The organism is Synechococcus sp. MIT S9507 (assembly GCF_047304715.1).
GTDB lineage: Bacteria > Cyanobacteriota > Cyanobacteriia > PCC-6307 > Cyanobiaceae > Synechococcus_C.
This window is the reverse complement of the sequence record NZ_CP138970.1, coordinates 1,205,019-1,223,677: the sequence shown is the minus strand read 5'-3', so window position 1 is coordinate 1,223,677 and position 18,659 is coordinate 1,205,019. Positions and strand designations below refer to the sequence as shown.

Genomic DNA, 18,659 nt, shown 5'->3' with positions numbered 1-18,659 from the left:
TAAGCTCTGCCCGGCATTGCCGGGCTTTTTTGTATGTGCGGAATCGTTGCGGTGATTGGTTCCAGAGAAGCAGCGCCACTGCTGCTGGAGGGTTTGCGGCAACTGGAATATCGCGGATATGACTCCGCTGGTATCGCCACCATCGAGACCTCGCCCTCAGACTCTGCCGCCAGGCTTCATTGCATTCGTGCCAAGGGCAAGCTCGTGAATCTCACCGAGAAGGTGGAGCAGGAATCTGCGCCTGGTTTCTGTGGAATCGGCCATACCCGCTGGGCAACCCATGGCAAGCCCGAGGAGCACAACGCTCACCCTCACTGTGATGGCCCTGGGCAGGTGGCCGTGGTGCAGAACGGCATCATCGAAAACCACAGGGCACTGCGTGAGCAACTCGCCGGTGCAGGAGTCAACTTCCGCTCAGATACCGATACCGAAGTAATTCCGCATCTGCTTTCAGCGGAATTGCAGCGGCTGCGCAGTGATGGTTTGCCTGCCGACGGCAGCACGCTTTTGCTGGCTGTGCAAACCGTGCTTCCGACACTGCAGGGTGCCTATGCCCTTGCGGTGTTGTGGGCTGATGTTCCAGGCGCTCTGGTGGTCGCTCGCAAAGCAGCGCCCCTGTTGATCGGTTTGGGTGAGGGAGAGTTCATCTGTGCAAGCGATACGCCTGCGCTGGCTGGCTTCACCCGCACAATCTTGCCCCTTGAAGATGGAGAGGTGGCGCTGCTCAGTCCCCTTGGCATTGAGCTCTACAACGCTGAGGGTGAGCGTCAGCAGCGCAGTCCCTCTTTGCTCAGCGGGGAGGACCAGGTGGCCGACAAGCGCCAGTTCCGCCACTTCATGCTCAAGGAGATTCATGAACAGCCAGACACAGCACGGTTGTGGGTGGAAAGGCATCTGCCGCTGAATCTGCAGGGCTCCAATCCTGTGGCCCTGCCTTTTGATCAAGACTTTTACGCCGGAATCGAGCGCATTCAGATTCTGGCCTGCGGCACCAGTCGACATGCCGCTCTCGTTGGGGCTTATCTGCTGGAGCAATTTGCGGGAATTCCCACCACTGTCTTTTATGCCAGTGAGTTTCGCTACTCACCACCTCCACTCGCTCCCAACACGCTCACCATCGGCGTCACCCAATCCGGTGAAACGGCAGACACCTTGGCAGCCCTGGCCATGGACGCTGAGCGGCGACAGGTGCAGGCGGATCCGGCTTATGCCGCTCGTCAGTTAGGCGTGACCAATCGGGTGGAGAGTTCACTGGCTCGCCAGGTCTCCTACATCCTTGATATTGGAGCCGGCATCGAGGTCGGTGTTGCAGCCACAAAGACATTCCTCGGTCAGTTGCTGTCGTTCTATGCCCTTGCACTGGCCTTTGCAGCACGGCGCGGCAGCCGCAGCGAGTCAGAGATTGCTTCGTTGGTCAGTGAGTTGCGTGGTTTGCCGCAGCAACTCAGTGCCCTTGTGGAGCAACATGATCAGCTTTCGGAGGCGTTGGCCCACCGTTTTGCAGAAACCCAGGATGTGATTTTCCTCGGGCGCGGCATCAACTACCCGATTGCTCTGGAAGGGGCTCTGAAACTCAAGGAAATCAGTTACATCCACGCAGAGGGTTACCCGGCCGGCGAAATGAAACATGGACCGATTGCGTTGCTCGATACGCATGTACCGGTCATCTCCATTGCTGTGCCAGGAGTCGTGTTCGAAAAAGTGCTCAGTAACGCACAGGAAGCCAAGGCCCGGGATGCCCAGCTGATCGGTGTGGCCCCCATCTGCGCCGATACGGAGTTGTTTGATGAACTCCTTCCGGTTCCTGACGCGAGCGAGTGGATCAGCCCCTTGCTCACGGTGGTGCCTATGCAACTGCTGAGCTATCACATTGCAGCTCACCGTGGTCTGGACGTGGATCAGCCCAGGAATCTGGCCAAGAGCGTCACTGTGGAGTGATTGCAGCCTGGGCTGCTGCTGCGACGTCGCTGCGGCCGTAGACGTCATCGAAGCGCACGATGTCATCTTCACCCAGATAGGCACCGCTCTGCACTTCGATCAGTTCCACAGGGATGCGACCCGGATTGGTAAGACGGTGTTTGCAGCCGAGCGGGATGTAGGTGCTCTGGTTCTCGCCGACCATCTCTGTCTGGCCATCACGTTCCACCAGTGCTGTTCCGCTCACCACGATCCAGTGTTCGGCGCGGTGATGATGCATCTGCAGCGAGAGGCTCGCGCCTGGTTTCACCGAGATGCGTTTGACCTGCCAGCGACTGTCTTCCACCACACCGGTGTAGGAGCCCCATGGGCGATAAATTTTGCGGTGAGCTTTGCCCTCAGGGCTGCCATCGGCTTCAAGTTGTTTCACAACCGTTTTGACGTTCTGAGCCTGACTGCGGTCGGCGATCAGAACGGCATCATCAGTTTCGACCACCACCAGATTTTCCACGCCCAGACCTACAACGAGGCGGTGTTCACTGCGCAGGTAGCAGTTCCGGCTGCCTTCGCTGATCACCCTTCCGCGCAGCACATTGCCATCGTCGTCGTGATCGGCGGTGTCCCACAGGGCATTCCAGCTGCCTACATCGCTCCAACCCGCTGAGAGAGGCAGTACTGACCCCAGTTTGGTTTGTTCCATCACGGCCACATCGATGGCCACATTGGGGCACTTGGCGAAGGCTTCGCGTTCGAGGCGCAGGAAATCGAGATCCGCCTCATCCTGTTCAAGTGCGGCTCGACAACAGCTCACCACTTCAGGTGCTAAACGCTCAAGCTCTGCGAGCATGGCGCTGGCTTTAAACAGAAACATGCCGCTGTTCCAGGTGAACCGTCCGCTGGCCAGGAACTGTTCGGCGGTGGCTAAGTCTGGCTTTTCCACGAAGCGAGCTATCGGCACCGGCTTCAGGGCTATGGTATTTAGCGATTCGGCGGCTTCGATGTAGCCGTAGCCGGTTTCAGGAGATGTCGGCACAATGCCGAAGGTCACCAGTCGCCCCGCCTCTGCTGCAATGCGACCCGCCTCAATCGCCGATTGAAAGTGCTCTGCATCGCGAATGACGTGGTCTGCAGCCAGAACAAGCAGCAGTGGATCTTCACCGCGGGCCGTGGCCTGCAGGGCGGCCACGGCGACAGCTGGTGCCGTGTTGCGCCCCATGGGTTCGAGCAGAATGGCCCCAGGCTCGACCCCGATCTGGCGCATCTGCTCGGCCACGATGAAACGGTGATCGTTGTTGCAGATCAGCAGAGGAGCGTTGAGCCCCTCAATGCCTTCCAGGCGTTGCTGGGTCTGTTGCAGCAGAGTTTCCTCGCCACTGCCGCCAAGTGGCCAATACTGCTTGGGGTAACTGGCTCTGGAGAGGGGCCAGAGACGGGTGCCGGTGCCACCGCAGAGGATCACCGGAGTTAAGGGGGTGGTCACGCGTTTAGTGGCGATTGGCTAACCATTCTTGCCTGTCCAGTCAAGACCTGTCATTGCCCTGCGTCACAGATCGAGCAATCCCGGCGGAGGTGTGAGCAGCAGCCAGCCTTTTTCGAGGTGGATTTCTGGAACAATCTCCTCCACAAAAGGAATCAGCAATTTGCGGCCGTCAGTTCGCGTGACCTCAAGCAGATCATTGCCACCGCTGATCAGATCGCTCACCAGGCCGATCATTTCGCCTGAGTTCTCGAGACGCGCCTCAAGGCCAACCAGGTCGAGCAAGTGAAATTCACCTTCCTGCAGCTCGGGTCGATCTGCTGAATTCACCAGAAGTTTCTGACCCACCAGAGCCTGGGCGGCTTCTCGACTGTCGACCCCCTCGAAGCGAACGATGAACAGACTTTTTCCCGGTAGTTGCCGCCCAGTGGTGAGGTTCACTTTTCTAGGTGATGTTCCCTGGGTCTGCAGCCAGCGGGGGCCTGGCTTTGTGAAGCGTTCCGGAAAATCACTTGCAGGGTTGACGCGCAGCTCGCCGCGTAACCCCTGTGCTCCCACCACCCTGCCGATCGGGAGCCACTGATCGTCAGGGAATGCGTGCTGGGACTCGGAGTCGATGGCCACGGATGACAGGGCATGAGGCATTTGTCGATAATGGCCCGACGACTGTTTTTGAGTGAATGGCCTCCGCCGCTCCGATCCTTCCCGGTGCAACGGTCACCGTGGTGGATCAGCGCTCCATCTACAACGGCTACACCGGTTTCGTGCAGCGCATCAGTGGCGACCGTGCTGCCGTGTTGTTTGAAGGCGGTAACTGGGACAAGCTCGTCACCCTGCGCCTGAAAGATCTCAGCGCCGATTGAGGCTGATGGAGTTGGCTCTGCGCCAGCGGCTCCGGAGAGTCGTTCTTGATTCAGATACTCGTCGAGGTCGGATCTACAACCTGGTGATCTTCGGGACGATTCTGCTGAGCGTGGCAGGTCTTCTGGTGGAACCGCATCCGATGCGAGTGGCAACGCCTGGGGAAATTCCTGCCTGGGTGGGCAGGCTTGAAGATTTCTGCTTGCTGGTGTTCATGGCGGACTACCTGCTGCATCTGTGGGTGTCCCCAAAGCCGCTGGTCTATGCACGCAGCTTTTACGGGCTGATTGATCTTTCGGCGGTTCTGTTTTTTTTCGTGCCGCAGATCCGCAGCGGCCTAGTGTTGTGGGTCTTCAAGTTTGCCCGTGTGCTGCGGGTATTCAAGTTGCTGCGCTTTCTGGATGAGGCGCAGATGTTGGGCCGTGCACTGCGCGCCAGTGCCCGTCGCATCGGAGTGTTTCTGTTTTTTGTGGTGATGGCGCAGGTGGTGCTGGGTTATCTGATGGTGTTGATCGAGAGCGGTCATCCCGACACCCAGTTTCAGACCGTTGGACAGGGGGTGTATTGGGCCATCGTGACCATGACCACGGTGGGCTATGGCGATTTTGTGCCTCAGACCGTCTTGGGTCGTCTGCTTGCGGCAGTGGTGATGTTGCTCGGCTTTGGGATCATCGCCATTCCCACAGGCATCGTCACGGTGGAATCGATTCAGCAGGCCCGTCAGGACAGGCGTGCTTGCAGTGACTGTGGTTCTCGTGACCATCGCCGCGAGGCCAGCCATTGCGACCAATGCGGGGCTGAGCTTGGTGTACCTACTCAATTTCCATCGAGCTGATCGAGAGCGGCCCGAGCGGCCTGCTGCTCGGCATCACGTCGTGAGCGCCCCCAACCTTCAGCCGTAAGTTTTGGCGGAAGACTCACCGTGCAGCGAAAGCGACGTGGGTCGCCATGGCGCTGGTTCATTTCTTCGCTGGTGTAAGTGGGCAGGCCAAGTCCCCGGCCTTGACTCCATTCCTGGAGGGCCGATTTGCAGTTGGCGCGGTGTGGGTCGGAAAGAACCGCCTCAGCACTGAGCTGCCAATGGGGAGTCAGCCATTGATGGACGGCGCTCAGGCCGTCGATTTTGTAAAGCGCGCCGATCAGGGCTTCGCTGAGTTCTGCGCGAATGGTGGCTGCTGCAGCGCTGTCGCCGCTTGCTTTGGAACCGATTCGCCACCAGCGAGCGATCCCAATGCTGGCTCCCAGTTCTGCCAGCCAGCGGTCGCTCACCAGTTGGGCTCTCAGGTTGGAGCGTTCGCCCACGGGCATCTGGGGGTAGGCGGAGGCGATGAATTCGCTCGCCGTCAGCCGCAGCACTGCATCACCCAGAAATTCCAGTTGCTCATGGTGCGGCTTGAGGCCGCTGGAGGTGTGGGTGAGAGCTTCTTGTAACAGCGCTGCATCAACCTGCTTCAACGTTTTGCGGGGCTGACTGAGAGCCTCCCAGAGCTGCTCCAGTGGGAGTGGTTGCTGGCTCATGGGGGTCAGTTCAGAACGGTGGATTTGCAGAAGGATTTCGTGGATCTCAATGTCTTGCGGATCAGTCTGAGCTGGGGTTTCACCGCTTGAATGTTGATCTGAGAGAAGCTGAGTTGATGAATGCTTGTTCCGCCGAATTCACAGCTGCTGTTGTTTAAAGATTTCCGGCGAAAGGGTGATTTCTTGACAACCGTAGAGCGTCTTCCAGTGCGCAAAGCAAGCTAACTAACAGAACTCCTCCTCCAAATATTTTTGTCCACTCTTCAAGATGTGATAGGGCATTGCCAGATGTTTCGCCGATTCCGTAGATTGATCTCATATCGCATACAACCATTACAAAAGCCAGGCCAAGAGCGTATCGAGCAAACGTTATAAACCTGGGAGAAAAATTGAAATACCTTCTGTTTGCCGTGACAAAGATAATTCCCGCAAGTCTATAAATACCGACGATGATGTCATCCAGCCTGTCGCTGAGTTTAGTTTCTTCCCACTGGAACAGAGAGTGAATTCCCTTATCAAGGTTCTCGTGAAACATGAATCTGTCATCCATTGCCAAAAAAGCGCAGCCTATGGCAATAGCAATCTATACAAGCCATTCCATTGTTTTCAAGTCACCTTTTTTTATGAAGAGTGCAATTGGAACAGCAAGACTGGTGACGGAGCAGAGTGATAGCTGCGCGATTGACAAGTCAGTGATTGTCGATTTTTCACCGTAAGAAGTTGCGGTCAGCAGTGTTGTTGCCAGAAAGGCTGTATAAGCAAGCAGGCCAATGAACTTAAGAAATTGAGTCTTGAGTGGAAAAGCCATTGTCAATGAGTGGATCTCGGAAGCTGTGTTGCTGACCGTGTTCTTAGTCGAAGGCTTTTTGGTGCATGAGGTTCATTTTGGCCCGTGCCGCTTGGTTGTTTCGTTGGGCTCTAATCAGTGAAGATGTTGATTAGCATTTCAATCAATTTTAGTTGTTGATTGCGCTTTATTGAACGAGTGAATACCAGCTGTCAGTAAGTTTTCAGCTTTGGAACCAATGCCCAACGACGTCGATGTTCTGTGGCGGGCGGTGAGGGAAGTCTTTTCATCGCCATTTGGCGTCCGTTGCCTATGGCTCAAATTTTTGAGCGTCTCGCTCTGAAAGGTCTCTAAAAATTAGGCAGGGATTCAGTTTTGATGTGGCTCAGTTGGACTGAGGGTTAATGAATGAGCTGGCCGTTAATTGTCTCAGCCCCGATTCTGCGCATTGGTTGTGGGGTGAAAGCAGGACGTAAGCCGGGTTCTGTTCTCCCTTCAACAGAAGGGGGGTGATCATCTATCTGGGACCGCCGTTACCGGCGGCCTCGAGCGGCTCACAAAGACGGAACGGGGAAGATGGCCAACCGTCGTTCCTTGGCCTTGCTCCCAGCCGGGGTTTACCGAGCCAGCACCTCTCGATGCTGCTGGTGCGCTCTTACCGCACCTTTGCACCCTTGCCTGTGCCGGCGAACCGGCCATCGGCGGTGTGTTTCTGTGGCACTCTCCTCACGGTCACCCGCACTGGGCGTTACCCAGCAAGCCTGGCCATCGGGGAGCCCGGACTTTCCTCAACCGGATCACAGCCAAAGGCTGTACCGATCGCGATCACCTCGCCTGCTTTCGAACCCCATAATGACCTTTGTAGGGGCTGTAGCTCAGCTGGATAGAGCGACGGTTTCCTAAACCGTAGGTCGTGGGTTCGAGTCCCGCCAGCCCCGTGATTCAGTCTTTCCCGGCTGTGATGCGGCCGGCCACAAACCCCACAGCTCCGCCAACCAGGGCGGCTTGCACTTGCCAGATCAGTTTCCTGTACCGCCAGGAGGCGTTGGTGAACCAGATGCCTAGAATCAGTGTGGCTCCGATGGCGACTGCCAGGCTTGCCTTGCTGACTCGGCCCAGGGATCGCTGTTTCTCGTCCACAGATCCCGGTGTGGTGTTGGTGTGGATTGGTTTGGTCATGGTGTACACCCTGACGGTCTTTCCGCTTGTCGTCGAGCGTTCCGGGAGCTGAGGCTCTATCCCTGTGGTCTTGAAGCTCTGAACCGGTATTGGCCACTACATTTAGTGGGGTGGTCAGACGCCACACCCTCGCTAGCGTTATTGCAGTGAAACCGGCTCCATGACCCAGCTTCACGATCTACGACTGCAGCTACTGGTTCAGCAGGAAAGCGAGCGCATCGCTGACTCTCAGCCCACTGAACTTGATTTATCTGTGGTTCAGGCGCGTTGTCTCTGCTGGTTGGCCCTGCTGGCTGAAGCACACGATGATCAGGCCAGTGATGCAGAACGACGCGGCGACACCGAGCAGGCCATGGGTTGGTTTGCCGATTCCATGCGTTTGCGTGATGTGATTCAGACGGTGACATCGATCGAGATTCCCCTTCCAGGTCTGGCCGACGCTGATGATCAGCAGGATGGTGGAGCGGACGGCGAAGGCGGGTTTTCATCTGAACCGCCGCTGGCTGCCTGATCGGATGCCATGATGGCTTTCGATCTAGGGGTTCAACGTGCCTGAAGAGCCCTGCCAATGCCCTGACTGCCAACGCTTCTATAGGGAGCACGACAGGTTGATTCGTGAGAATCCCACGCTCCGTCAGCAGCAGGAACTGAGCTGGGCAGCTCTTCAGGCTTTTCGCACACTTTCGGGTCGGGTCCTCGAGGATCTGCAGAAGCAGCTGGGTCCACGTTCGAGTGATGGACAGGTTCATGCCACCCCAGTGGGCAGTTCGGATGAGCCCACGGATGCCCTGCAGCAGGCAATGGCTGACATGGAAAACATCAACGCGCATCTGTTTTCGATCGAGGCGCTGATGGAGCGCATTTTCGATGTGCGTGTACCCGACGAGATCGAGCAGAAATTCCGTGAACTGGCTGGCGAACTTGCACCTGATCCCTTGAATGCAGACCGCTTGCGCTTAAACCATCTGTTGCATCAGACCCCGGATTTGCCTGATCGGAGTTGATTGTTCTCCTCTGCCGATTGGCGTCTGCAGAGCCTGGCCATCATTCCTTCCTCGTCTGCTGGCACCACAACAATCTTCAGTTGCGGCAACCACTCCAAATCATCCTGCAGTTCTGAGAGCAGAGCTTTGTCGTGCTCACCGATTCCACCAGTGAGAGCCAGCACGTCCACTCCTCTCAAGCTGGCAGCCATTGCCCCGATCAGCTGCAACAGCCGATGCCGGAACACTGCGAGGGCAAGTTGCGCTGTGGAATGTCCCTGGCTGGCTTTCTGGCGAATCTCCTGCATGTCATCGCTGAAGCCCGATAGCCCCTTGAGTCCGGCTTGTTTCTGAAGCAGGTCGCTGAGCTGCGCTAGATCCCATCCCTGACGCATCAGTTCAAGCATCAGGCCCGGATCGATGCTGCCGCTGCGGGTTGCCATCACCAGCCCTTCAAGTGGGGTGTAGCCCATCGTGGTGTCAATGCAGCGGCTGTTTTGAATGGCCGCCAGAGAGGCGCCGGCTCCCAGGTGAGCGCTGATCAGGCGCAGGTGCCCGTGGTGGTGTCCTTTGCTTTTCCACTGAGCAGCGACCACTTCAGCCACGTGTTGATGGTTGATGCCGTGGAACCCGAAACGGCGGAAGCCGCGTTGCCTCAGCTCCGCTGGCAGGGCATAGGTGCTTACCGCAGCAGTCAGTGTGCTGTGAAAAGCAGTGTCAAAACAGGCCCACTGAGGTTTGTCCGGTGCCCAGCACCTTGCCCATTCCAGCCCTTTCAACGCGGGTGGATTGTGCAGTGGTGCCAGCGGCACCAAGCTCTGCAGCGTGTCCTCAAGATCCGTCGTGATCAACGTGGGAGCGGTGAAGTGTTCACCACCGTGAACCATGCGATGAGCAATCAGCTCGATGCGCTCCCGCAGCGGTTCCAGCGTCGGTTCCAACCAGCTCTGCAGAACCTCTGACAGATTTTCATCAGCGGTGATCCTGTGATCGCCATGCCAGTTGAAGGCCCCGGTGGAATCCACCAGGGCGGCCTTGAGACTGGAGCTGCCCAGATTGATCACCAGGGCCAGATCCTTCACCCAGCAGACCTCAGCGAATGTCGCAGGTGATCTCCACAGGCATCGCTTCCACGTTCCAGATGTCTCTGCAGTAGTCGCGGATGGAGCGGTCCGAGGAGAAGAAACCGGTGCGAGCCACGTTGAGAACGCTCATTCGGTTCCAGTGCATGCGATCGGTCCAAGCCAGACTGACCGCATCCTGGGCCCGCAGATAGGCCGCGAAGTCGGCCATCACAAAGAAGGGATCGTTGCCGGTGAGATTGTCCAGCAGTGGTCTGAACAGTTCGCCGTCGCCGTTGCTGAAGTGGCCCATCTCAATCAGGCGGATGGCTTCCGCGAGCTCAGGAATCGCCCCGATCACCTCACGGGGGCGGTAGCCACTCTTTTTGAGCGCCGCGATCTCCTCCACCGTCTTGCCGAACAGGAAGAAGTTTTCTGCACCCACACGATCGCGGATCTCCACATTGGCGCCGTCGAGGGTGCCGATGGTGAGCGCCCCGTTCATGGCGAATTTCATGTTGCCGGTGCCGGAGGCCTCCTTGCCAGCGGTGGAGATCTGCTCTGAAAGATCTGAGGCTGGATACACCTGCTCTCCCAGCTTTACGTTGTAGTCCGGCAGGAACACCACTCGCAGACGACCGTCCATGTCGGGATCAGCGTTGATGGTGTCGGCGATGCCATTGATGAAACGGATGATCAGCTTGGCCATGTAGTAGCCGGGTGCTGCCTTGCCTCCGAAGATCACCGTGCGCGGTGCCAGACCATCGGCCTGGCCGTTCTTGATGCGCAGGTACTGGGTGATGATCTGCAGTGCATTCAGGTGCTGACGCTTGTATTCATGGATGCGCTTCACCTGTACATCGAAGAGGCTGGAGGGATCCACAAGCACGCCTGTGTTGCGGTGGATGTAGCCGGAGAGCTTGCGCTTCACCGACAGCTTGGTGTCGCCCCATTGCTCGAGGAATCCGCGGTCGTGCTGCCGTTCCTCCAGGCAGCGCAGCCGATCCATGTCGGTGATCCAGTCCTGCCCCACGTGCTCATCCAGCAGAGCAGAGAGCTCGGGGTTGGAGAGGGCCACCCAGCGACGGGGCGTGACGCCGTTGGTCACGTTCGTGAACTTGTCGGGCCAGAGCGCGGCAAATTCAGGCATCAGCTGGTTTTTGACCAGGTCTGAGTGCAGCGCAGCCACGCCGTTCACATGGTGCGCGCCGATGGTGGCCAGATGGGCCATGCGCACGGCTTTGCCACCGTCTTCATCAATGATCGAGAGTCTGCGCTGGATGGCGTCGTTGCCCGGGTAACGCAGGCGCACCTGCTGCAGGAAGCGTCGGTTGATCTCATAGATCAGCTCGAGGTGGCGCGGCAGCAGGCTGCTGAACAGGTCCAGATCCCACTTCTCCAGTGCTTCGGGCAGCAGGGTGTGGTTGGTGTAGGCCACCGAGCGAGTGGTGATGTCCCAGGCCCTGTCCCATTCGAGGTGGCGATCGTCGATCAGCAGCCGCATCAGTTCAGCGACGGCGATGGCGGGATGTGTGTCGTTCAGCTGAACGGTCCAGTGCAGGGGGAAGTCCTCCACTGGCAGTCCCCGGTTGTCGAGGCTGCGCAGCATGTCCTGCAGTGAGCAGGACACGAAGAAGTGCTGCTGTTTCAGACGCAGGCGACGCCCTTCATCAGTGCCGTCGTTGGGGTAAAGCACCTTGGAAAGGGTTTCGCTGCCCACCTTTTCTTCCACGGCGCCGTAGTAATCGCCGATGTTGAAGGCATAGAAATCGAAACTTTCGGTGGCATCGGCTCGCCACAGGCGCAGGCGATCGCAGGTGTTGACCCGGTAACCAAGCACCGGCACATCGTGAGGCACGCCGATCGCATGTTCGGAGGGGATCCAGCGGGATCGGTAGTTGCCCTTGTCGTCGATATAACTTTCCGTGCGTCCACCGAAGCCCACAAAGCAGGCTTCATCGGGCTGGGGCAGTTCCCAGGGCCAGCCTCCCTTCAACCACTTGTCGGTGACCTCCACCTGCCAGCCGTCGCGGATCAGTTGATCGAAGATTCCGAACTCGTAGCGAATGCCGTAGCCCGTGGCGGGAATTTCCAGGCTGGCCAGCGATTCCATGTAGCAGGCCGCCAGACGCCCCAGTCCGCCGTTGCCGAGGCCAGGTTCCTCCTCGACCTCAAGAATCGGCTGCAATGACTCGATACCGAAGCGCTTGAGCGCTTCTTCCGCTTCCTTCTGAATCCCCAGGTTGAGCAGATTGTTGGCGAGCTGCGGGCCGATCAGAAACTCAGCCGACAGATAGGCCACGGTTTTCTGAGGCCGGGCACGGATCGCTTCCTTGCTGGCGAGAAACCGTGTCATCAAGCGGTCGCGCACCGCGTAGCTCAACGCCATGTAGAGGTCATGGGGACTTGCGGAGGGCGCGAGTTTGCCGAGTGTGAAGAACAGGTGCTCGGTCATGCCGTCGAACACGGAATCGGCATCGAGACCGGCCCGTTCAGGATCAACGGAGCATCCCGGGGTCGGTAATCGCAGGTCGAGGGGCTCGGAGGTGCTCATCGCTTCTCGGGAGATGAATTGAGGTTGGCCGGGATTGCACCGGTCATGCAGGAACTTCAGGATTTCCGGTCAATCGAGCAGGCGCTGTGGCCGAGGCTCCAGCGCCACTCGTTGATTTCCGGCGCGTCAATGCCGTACTCATGCGAATAGGCAACGTGCCTGAAGATTTCATCGCGCATCTGCTCCTTCACATGGGCAGCGCGTGAACCCAGACACTTCACCCTGTCGATCACGTCGATCACCAGGTTGAAGCGATCGATCTGATTGCAGATCGCCAGTTCCAGCGGCGTGTTGATGTTCCCTTGCTCCTTGTATCCGCGCACGTGGAAGTTCACGTGGTTGGGACGGTTGTAGGTGAGACGGTGGATCAGCCAGGGATAGCCGTGAAAGTTGAAGATCACCGGCCTGTCCGGTGTGAACAGGCTTTCGAAATCCTTGTCGCTCAGACCGTGCGGATGATTCTTCGGATCCGCCATCGCGAACAGCTTCACAACGTTCACGTAGCGGATTTTCAGGAAGGGAATCTTCCTGCGCAGAATCTCTATAGCCGCCAGACATTCCTTGGTGGGGATGTCACCGGCCGAGGCCAGAACAACATCCGGTTCATCGGGTTCGGTGCCGCAGTTGTCGTTGCAGGCCCATTCCCAGATTCCGGCTCCTTTGGCCACATGACGGCGGGCCTGATCCAGCGTCAGATACTGCAGGTGCTTCTGTTTGTCTGAAACGATCAGATTGGCCACGCTTGTTTCAGTCAGTGCCTGTTCAGACACTGCAAGCAGACTGTTGGCATCGGCAGGTAGATAGACACGGGTGATCGTTCCCTTCTTATTTCCGGCAAGGTCGATGAAGCCTGGGTCCTGGTGCGTGAACCCGTTGTGGTCCTGGCGCCACACCGTTGAGGAGATCAGGCAGTTCCAGGCCCCGATGGGTGCTCTCCAGGCAATTTCCTCACAGTGCTCCAACCATTTGCAGTGCTGGTTGTACATCGAGGCCACCACATGGGCAAAAGCCTCATAGGTGTGGAAGAAGCCGTTTCTGCCTGTCAGCAGGTAGCCATCCATCATTCCCACCAGCGTGTGCTCGGAGAGCATTTCCACCACGGCACCGTCCTGGGAGAGCTCACTGCCGTTCAGGTCTTCGGGCAGGAAACCGGCCATCCAGGCTTTCTTGGTGGTCTCATAAACCGCCTGAAGCCGGTTCGATGCGGTTTCATCGGGGCCAAACAACCTGTACCGACCAGGGTTTTTGCCGATCAGATCGCGGATCAGCTCGCCAAGCGGAAAGGTGTTCTCCATTTCGCCGGTTCCCGGGATCTCAACCGGCACCTCGTAGTTGCTCAGATCCGGGAACAGCAGTTCCCTGCGCAGTTCGCCGCCATTGGTGTGTGGGTTTGACCCCATTCGCTTTTCCCCTCGGGGAGACAGGCAGCGGATCTCCTCGCGCACCGCGCCGCTGTCATCGAACAGCTCCCATGGCCGGTAACTCCTCATCCATGTCTCAAGAAGCTGAAGATGCTCCGCATTGGTCTTCACATCACTCACAGGCACCTGATGCGAGCGCCAGAAGTTCTCGATCTTCTTGCCCTCGAGCGACTCAGGCCCTGTCCATCCCTTTGGTGAGCGCAGCACGATCATCGGCCAACGGGGACGGAAGGCCTCACCGCTGGCTCGGGCCTGATCGCGGATGGCCTGAATCATCACCACGGCCTGCTCCATGGCCACAGCCATCTGCCGGTGCATGGCCATCGGTTCGGAGCCTTCCACGAAGATGGGCGTCCAGCCGTAGCCCCGGAGCAGGTTCTCCAGTTCCTCGTGATCGATGCGACTGAGGATGGTTGGATTGGCGATCTTGTAACCGTTCAGGTGCAGAACCGGCAGAACAGCGCCGTCCTTGATCGGGTTGAGGAATTTGTTGATGTGCCAGCTGGTGGCCAGTGGGCCGGTTTCAGCTTCGCCATCACCGACACAGGCAAGGGTGATCAGCTCCGGATTGTCGAAAACCGAGCCTGCAGCATGCGACAGCACATAGCCGAGCTCTCCTCCCTCGTGAATGGAGCCAGGCATCTCCGCTGTGCAATGGCTGCCGATGTGCCCTGGGAAGGAAAACATCTTGAAGAAGCGGCGAAGGCCTTCCTCATCGAACGACTTGTCGGGATAGCGCTCGCCGTAGCTCCCATCGATGTACACCGGTCCTCTGGCGCCGGGAGCGCCGTGTCCCGGCCCTGACATGTAGATCATGTCCAGGTCGTATTTGTTGATCAGGCGGTTGGCGTGGGTCCAGATGAATGCCTGCCCAGGGCTGGACCCCCAGTGCCCGAGGAGGCGGTTCTTGATGTGCTCAGGACGCAGCGGTTCGCGCAGCAGCGGGTTGTCCTGCAGGTAGATCATCCCCACAGCCAGGTAGTTGGCGGTGCGCCAGTAGGCATCGAGTTGGTTCAGCTCGTCATCGGTTGGCGCCTCGACGGCTTGGATGACGGACAAAGTTTCGGTCGGTGTCGCAGTCATCAGCGACTAGTGGCGGACGGATACGCGGAAGGTAGCCATCGTCTGACTGTCTGAATGCCATAAGGCATTCGAAGCTGCACTCTCAGGAGCAGCACGCTGCCTGATGCTGTCCGACGCAGGTCAGCTTGAGCAGTGCGGATCCACGTTTAGGGATAAGGTCCCCACCGAGAGGAATCAACCTTGCTGATGCTCGCTGCTGCGATGCCGCCACTGCTCACGACTCTGCTGGCAGAGATCTCGCCTCACGATCTGGAGATGGCGGAGACCCTGATCGGGGTGGCCCGTTTCGTGCTGATCTTTGTGGCAGCCCGCATTCTTGCGGAGGTGCTGGTGCGGCTGCAGTTGCCCACGATCCTCGGTGAGCTGCTGGCCGGCGTGTTGATCGGTGCCTCGGGGCTGCATCTTCTGGTGCCTCCGGAAACCCAGGTGGAGCTGAGTCAGGGTCTGGTCAGCCTGGTAAGTGGTCTGGTGAATGTGCCTCCCGAAGCGGTGCCCGCGATCTACAGCGAAAGCTTTCCCTCGCTGGAGTCGGTGGCTGAGCTTGGTCTGTATGCCCTGCTCTTCCTCACTGGCCTGGAGAGTGAGCTGGAGGAACTGATCGCTGTGGGCGGCCAGGCTTTCACCGTGGCTGTTGCCGGCGTGGTGCTGCCGTTTGCACTGGGCACCTGGGGCCTGATGGCACTTTTCCAGGTGGATGCGATTCCGGCAATCTTTGCCGGCGCTTCCATGACTGCCACCAGCATCGGCATCACCGCCAGCGTGTTCGGTGAGCTGGGCTATCTCAAGACACGGGAAGGTCAGATCGTTATTGGTGCTGCGGTGCTGGATGACATTCTCGGCATCGTGATTCTCGCCGTTGTGGTGGCCCTGGCCTCCGGAGGCTCCCTGGAGATCGGCCCGATCGTGAAGCTGGTGGCTGCCGCCGCCGTGTTCGTGGTGGCGGCCATCGGTCTCAGCCGCAGTGCCGCTCCCGCCTTTGACTGGTTGATCGACAAGCTGAAGGCTCCCGGTGAGGTGCTGGTGGGTTCGTTTGTGATCCTGGCGATCAGTTGCTTTGCCGCCACCGCTATCGGCCTGGAGGCTGCCCTGGGTGCTTTCGCTGCCGGTCTGATCCTCAGCAGCTCCAAGCACAACCGTGCCATTCAGGAAGCGGTGCTGCCGATCGTGACTTTGTTTGCCACGGTGTTTTTCGTGCTGGTCGGTGCCGGCATGGATCTGTCTGTGATCAATCCTTCTGATCCCTCCAGCAAAACGGCGCTGATCGTGGCCGGCTTCCTGCTGGTGGTGTCGATCATCGGCAAGATCGCTGCGGGCTGGTGCTTCGTGAGCAAGCAACCCACCCGACGCCTGGTGGTGGGCCTGGGGATGATGCCCCGTGGCGAAGTCGGCCTGATCTTCCTCGGCCTCGGCACCAGCGCCAAGTTGCTGTCACCTTCTCTGGAAGCGGCCATTCTGCTGATGGTGATCGGCACCACCTTCCTGGCTCCTGTGCTTCTTCGCCTGGTGATCGGTGATGACAAGCCGGACGATGACGACAAGGTGGACGACAAGGTGGCTGCCGATCCTGTCGGCCTGCTCTGAGCTGAAGGGTTGTCCCGTTCAGGAGCTGGAGTCTTTCCTCGCTAGCGACAGAAACAGGCTCCAGCCGATGGTGATCAGCGCCAGGCTTGAAGCCCAGCCCGGTCCCAGGGCCCAGCCAAGCAGCAGCTGGACGGCAACTCCAATGGCCATGGCCAGCAGAAGACTGCTGATCACCAGCGCGGCCTGTCGCCATGCTGCACTCAGGGGGCCGCTTTCAAGGCTGGCTTCAAGGCGGCTGAGAGGAGCGCTCAGAGGCAGATACAGGGCAATGGCCCAGAACAGTCCACCGCTGAGTGTGCTGCTCTGCAGAAGCAGGCCTGTGGTCTGATCGAGCATCGCGGTGTCATCGACCCGTTTGGGCGATGGCGAAAAAGGATGCTTAGCATCGCCCCCGCAAAAGGTGATCGTGGTGATCGAGGCGCAGAAGTCCTGGTGGCAGTTCCAAGGTCACACCGTGCACGGGCTCTGTGTCGCTCCTGAGCAGGATTCGGGTTGTCTCACGCGGCCTGCGCTGCTGCTTGTGCATGGTTTCGGCGCTTCCACCGATCACTGGCGCCACAACATTCCCGTGCTGGCCAGCACCCATGAGGTTCATGCCATCGATCTGCTGGGTTTCGGCCGCAGTGCCAAACCGGCTGATCTGGCCTACGGCGGAGCTCTCTGGCGTGATCAGCTGGTGGCTTATGTGCGCGAACGTATCGGCCGGCCCACGGTGATCGCTGGAAATTCACTGGGCGGCTTCGCTGCACTGGCCGCCGGGGCAGAGCTGGGCGAGAAAGCCGCCGGTGTGGTGTTGCTGAATGCGGCAGGTCCTTTCAGTGATGAGCAGTCGGCCAAGCCCAAAGGCTGGTGGCCAAGCGCGCGCCGCTCGATCAGTTCGGCGCTGCTGAAGAATGTCGTGCTGCAGCGACTGCTGTTTGAGAATCTGCGGCGGCCAGCCACGATTCGACGCACTCTCAATCAGGTGTACATCGATAAAACGAATGTCGACGATTGGCTGGTGGAGGCGATCAGGCGCCCGTCACTCGATGATGGTGCCTTCGGTGTGTTCCGGACGGTGTTTGATATCCCTCGCGGTCAGCCTCTGGATGAGTTGTTCGCCTGTCTGAAGTCTCCCTTGCTGCTGCTCTGGGGCATCCGCGACCCCTGGATCAATGCGGCAGGTCGTCGGGCCAGCTTCCAGCGCCATGCTCCCGAGGCCACCACGGAGGTGGTGCTTGAAGCCGGACATTGTCCTCATGATGAAGTGCCTGACCAGGTGAATGCGGCCTTGCTGGAGTGGTTGTCGACCCTTGCCGGCGACAACGGGCAGAATCTGCAGCCTTCTCGGTAGCTTCTGGCCAATCTTGGGTGTCCCGGTCCTGTGGCCATGAGCTTCCGCCAGCAGTCCGCTCCCTATCCCCACTGGGAGTTTGTGCATGCCTCCAGTGGTGACCGTCTGAGAGTGGTCCCTGAACGGGGCGGCCTTCTGACCGAATGGCTGTGCAACGGCCGTGAGATGCTGTATTTCGATCAGGAGCGCTTTGCCGACCCAGCCAAAAGCATTCGGGGTGGCATTCCTGTTCTGTTTCCGATCTGCGGCAACCTGCCCAATGATCGTCTGCCGCTTACCAGCGGCGATTTCACTCTCAAGCAGCATGGCTTTGCTCGTGACCTGCCCTGGCAGATCGCTTTGCTGAGTGATCAGAGCGGCGTGATGCTCACGCTGAGCGATTGCGCCGAGACCCGCAAGGCCTTCCCTTTCGCTTTCAGGATCCAGATGGAGGTCAGGCCGCTCAGTGCTGCGCTGGAGATCAGCATCAGCATCACCAACACCTCCGAGTCGGTGACTGAGCCCATGCCCTTCAGCTTCGGGCTGCACCCCTATTTCAAGGTGAGTGACCTCTCCAGCACCGCTGTGGAAGGTCTGCCTGAGCGATGCTTCAACCATCTCGAGATGGCTGAAGCCGACACCGCCATGCAGTTGGCTCGACTCACGCAGGGCATCGATTTCCTCACCCATGCTTCCGGGCCGGTGACGCTTGTCGATGAGCAGGACGGCACACGGGTGCAGCTCCAGCACCATGAGCCGATGGATCTCACAGTGGCCTGGACCGATCCCCCTCGAGCGATGGTCTGTCTTGAACCCTGGACAGGCCCCCGGCAGGCGTTGATCAGTGGTGATCGAAAACTGGTGCTCGGTGTTGGAGAGAGCAGCCTGTTGTCCTGCCGTTACAGCGTCAGCTGAAGCCTGCTTA

Annotated in this window: 18 protein-coding genes, 1 tRNA gene and 1 other RNA gene; 9 read left to right on the top strand and 11 right to left on the bottom strand. The window is 58.8% G+C overall.

The annotated features are described in order from the left end of the window. The first annotated feature begins 33 nt into the window (after positions 1–33). Positions 34–1,938 (top strand): glutamine--fructose-6-phosphate transaminase (isomerizing), encoded by a 1,905-nt coding sequence (glmS, locus tag SIB83_RS06525; protein WP_413747142.1) that lies wholly within the window; start codon positions 34–36, stop codon positions 1,936–1,938. Here the strand turns inward: glmS and SIB83_RS06520 are convergent. Both SIB83_RS06520 and rimM read right to left on the bottom strand, forming a co-directional pair. Further along, a complete protein-coding gene (locus tag SIB83_RS06520) occupies positions 1,925–3,397 on the bottom strand; it encodes a mannose-1-phosphate guanylyltransferase/mannose-6-phosphate isomerase (RefSeq protein WP_413747141.1) in 1,473 nt (490 codons plus the stop codon). The two genes, glmS and SIB83_RS06520, sit on opposite strands and share 14 nt — an antisense overlap. A gap of 63 nt (positions 3,398–3,460) precedes the next feature. Then, complete coding sequence (gene rimM, locus SIB83_RS06515) at positions 3,461–4,039, bottom strand: ribosome maturation factor RimM (protein WP_413747140.1); 579 nt, start codon at positions 4,037–4,039, stop codon at positions 3,461–3,463. 35 nt (positions 4,040–4,074) lie between these two features. On the opposite strand from rimM, the gene SIB83_RS06510 reads away from it, so the two are divergent. Together SIB83_RS06510 and SIB83_RS06505 are read left to right on the top strand one after the other, a co-directional pair. Then, positions 4,075–4,257 carry an NAD(P)H dehydrogenase subunit NdhS gene (locus SIB83_RS06510; protein WP_066910270.1) on the top strand — a complete coding sequence of 61 codons (183 nt, stop codon included), beginning with the start codon at positions 4,075–4,077 and terminating at the stop codon, positions 4,255–4,257. Positions 4,258–4,262: 5 nt separating this feature from the next. Next, positions 4,263–5,090 carry an ion transporter gene (locus SIB83_RS06505; protein WP_413747139.1) on the top strand — a complete coding sequence of 276 codons (828 nt, stop codon included), beginning with the start codon at positions 4,263–4,265 and terminating at the stop codon, positions 5,088–5,090. Here SIB83_RS06505 and rnc read toward each other — a convergent pair. The 4 genes from rnc to rnpB all read right to left on the bottom strand — a co-directional run bounded on the left by rnc (position 5,072) and on the right by rnpB (position 7,402). Beyond that, a complete protein-coding gene (rnc, locus tag SIB83_RS06500) occupies positions 5,072–5,773 on the bottom strand; it encodes a ribonuclease III (RefSeq protein ID WP_413747138.1) in 702 nt (233 codons plus the stop codon). The genes SIB83_RS06505 and rnc overlap by 19 nt on opposite strands. Positions 5,774–5,927: 154 nt before the next feature. Beyond that, on the bottom strand, positions 5,928–6,308 hold the full coding sequence (locus tag SIB83_RS06495; RefSeq protein ID WP_413747137.1) for a hypothetical protein: 381 nt from the start codon (positions 6,306–6,308) through the stop codon (positions 5,928–5,930). Positions 6,309–6,356: 48 nt separating this feature from the next. Next, positions 6,357–6,581 carry a hypothetical protein gene (locus tag SIB83_RS06490; RefSeq protein WP_413747136.1) on the bottom strand — a complete coding sequence of 75 codons (225 nt, stop codon included), beginning with the start codon at positions 6,579–6,581 and terminating at the stop codon, positions 6,357–6,359. Between the two features lie 436 nt (positions 6,582–7,017). Continuing rightward, positions 7,018–7,402, bottom strand: an RNA gene (gene rnpB, locus SIB83_RS06485) — RNase P RNA component class A. Between the two features lie 22 nt (positions 7,403–7,424). Here rnpB and SIB83_RS06480 point away from each other — a divergent pair. Continuing rightward, positions 7,425–7,498: transfer RNA gene (locus tag SIB83_RS06480), tRNA-Arg, on the top strand. A gap of 4 nt (positions 7,499–7,502) precedes the next feature. On the opposite strand, the gene SIB83_RS06475 is transcribed toward SIB83_RS06480, so the two are convergent. Then, a complete protein-coding gene (locus SIB83_RS06475; protein ID WP_413747135.1) occupies positions 7,503–7,739 on the bottom strand; it encodes a hypothetical protein in 237 nt (78 codons plus the stop codon). 160 nt (positions 7,740–7,899) lie between these two features. Between SIB83_RS06475 and SIB83_RS06470 the strand changes: the two genes are divergently transcribed. After that, positions 7,900–8,250, top strand: coding sequence for a hypothetical protein (locus SIB83_RS06470; RefSeq protein WP_413747134.1), 351 nt, complete (start codon positions 7,900–7,902; stop codon positions 8,248–8,250). A gap of 37 nt (positions 8,251–8,287) precedes the next feature. After that, complete coding sequence (locus SIB83_RS06465; RefSeq protein WP_413747133.1) at positions 8,288–8,743, top strand: hypothetical protein; 456 nt, start codon at positions 8,288–8,290, stop codon at positions 8,741–8,743. On the opposite strand, the gene SIB83_RS06460 is transcribed toward SIB83_RS06465, so the two are convergent. From SIB83_RS06460 to SIB83_RS06450, 3 genes are read right to left on the bottom strand one after another with little or no spacing between them, the layout of a single operon-like run. After that, on the bottom strand, positions 8,713–9,804 hold the full coding sequence (locus tag SIB83_RS06460) for an acetate/propionate family kinase (RefSeq protein WP_413747132.1): 1,092 nt from the start codon (positions 9,802–9,804) through the stop codon (positions 8,713–8,715). The genes SIB83_RS06465 and SIB83_RS06460 overlap by 31 nt on opposite strands. A gap of 10 nt (positions 9,805–9,814) precedes the next feature. Then, positions 9,815–12,337: a glycogen/starch/alpha-glucan phosphorylase gene (locus tag SIB83_RS06455; protein WP_413747131.1), complete on the bottom strand. Its 2,523-nt coding sequence runs from the start codon at positions 12,335–12,337 to the stop codon at positions 9,815–9,817. A 56-nt stretch (positions 12,338–12,393) separates the two neighbouring features. After that, positions 12,394–14,841, bottom strand: coding sequence for a phosphoketolase (locus tag SIB83_RS06450; RefSeq protein ID WP_413747130.1), 2,448 nt, complete (start codon positions 14,839–14,841; stop codon positions 12,394–12,396). Positions 14,842–15,027: 186 nt separating this feature from the next. Between SIB83_RS06450 and SIB83_RS06445 the strand changes: the two genes are divergently transcribed. Next, on the top strand, positions 15,028–16,422 hold the full coding sequence (locus SIB83_RS06445) for a cation:proton antiporter (protein WP_413747129.1): 1,395 nt from the start codon (positions 15,028–15,030) through the stop codon (positions 16,420–16,422). An 18-nt stretch (positions 16,423–16,440) separates the two neighbouring features. On the opposite strand, the gene SIB83_RS06440 is transcribed toward SIB83_RS06445, so the two are convergent. Continuing rightward, positions 16,441–16,758, bottom strand: coding sequence for a hypothetical protein (locus SIB83_RS06440; protein WP_413747128.1), 318 nt, complete (start codon positions 16,756–16,758; stop codon positions 16,441–16,443). Positions 16,759–16,831: 73 nt separating this feature from the next. Between SIB83_RS06440 and SIB83_RS06435 the strand changes: the two genes are divergently transcribed. Both SIB83_RS06435 and SIB83_RS06430 read left to right on the top strand, forming a co-directional pair. Beyond that, positions 16,832–17,755, top strand: a complete 924-nt coding sequence (locus tag SIB83_RS06435) for an alpha/beta fold hydrolase (RefSeq protein ID WP_413747305.1) — start codon at positions 16,832–16,834, stop codon at positions 17,753–17,755. Between the two features lie 36 nt (positions 17,756–17,791). Then, a complete protein-coding gene (locus SIB83_RS06430) occupies positions 17,792–18,649 on the top strand; it encodes a galactose mutarotase (RefSeq protein ID WP_413747127.1) in 858 nt (285 codons plus the stop codon). The last annotated feature ends 10 nt before the right edge of the window (positions 18,650–18,659 follow it).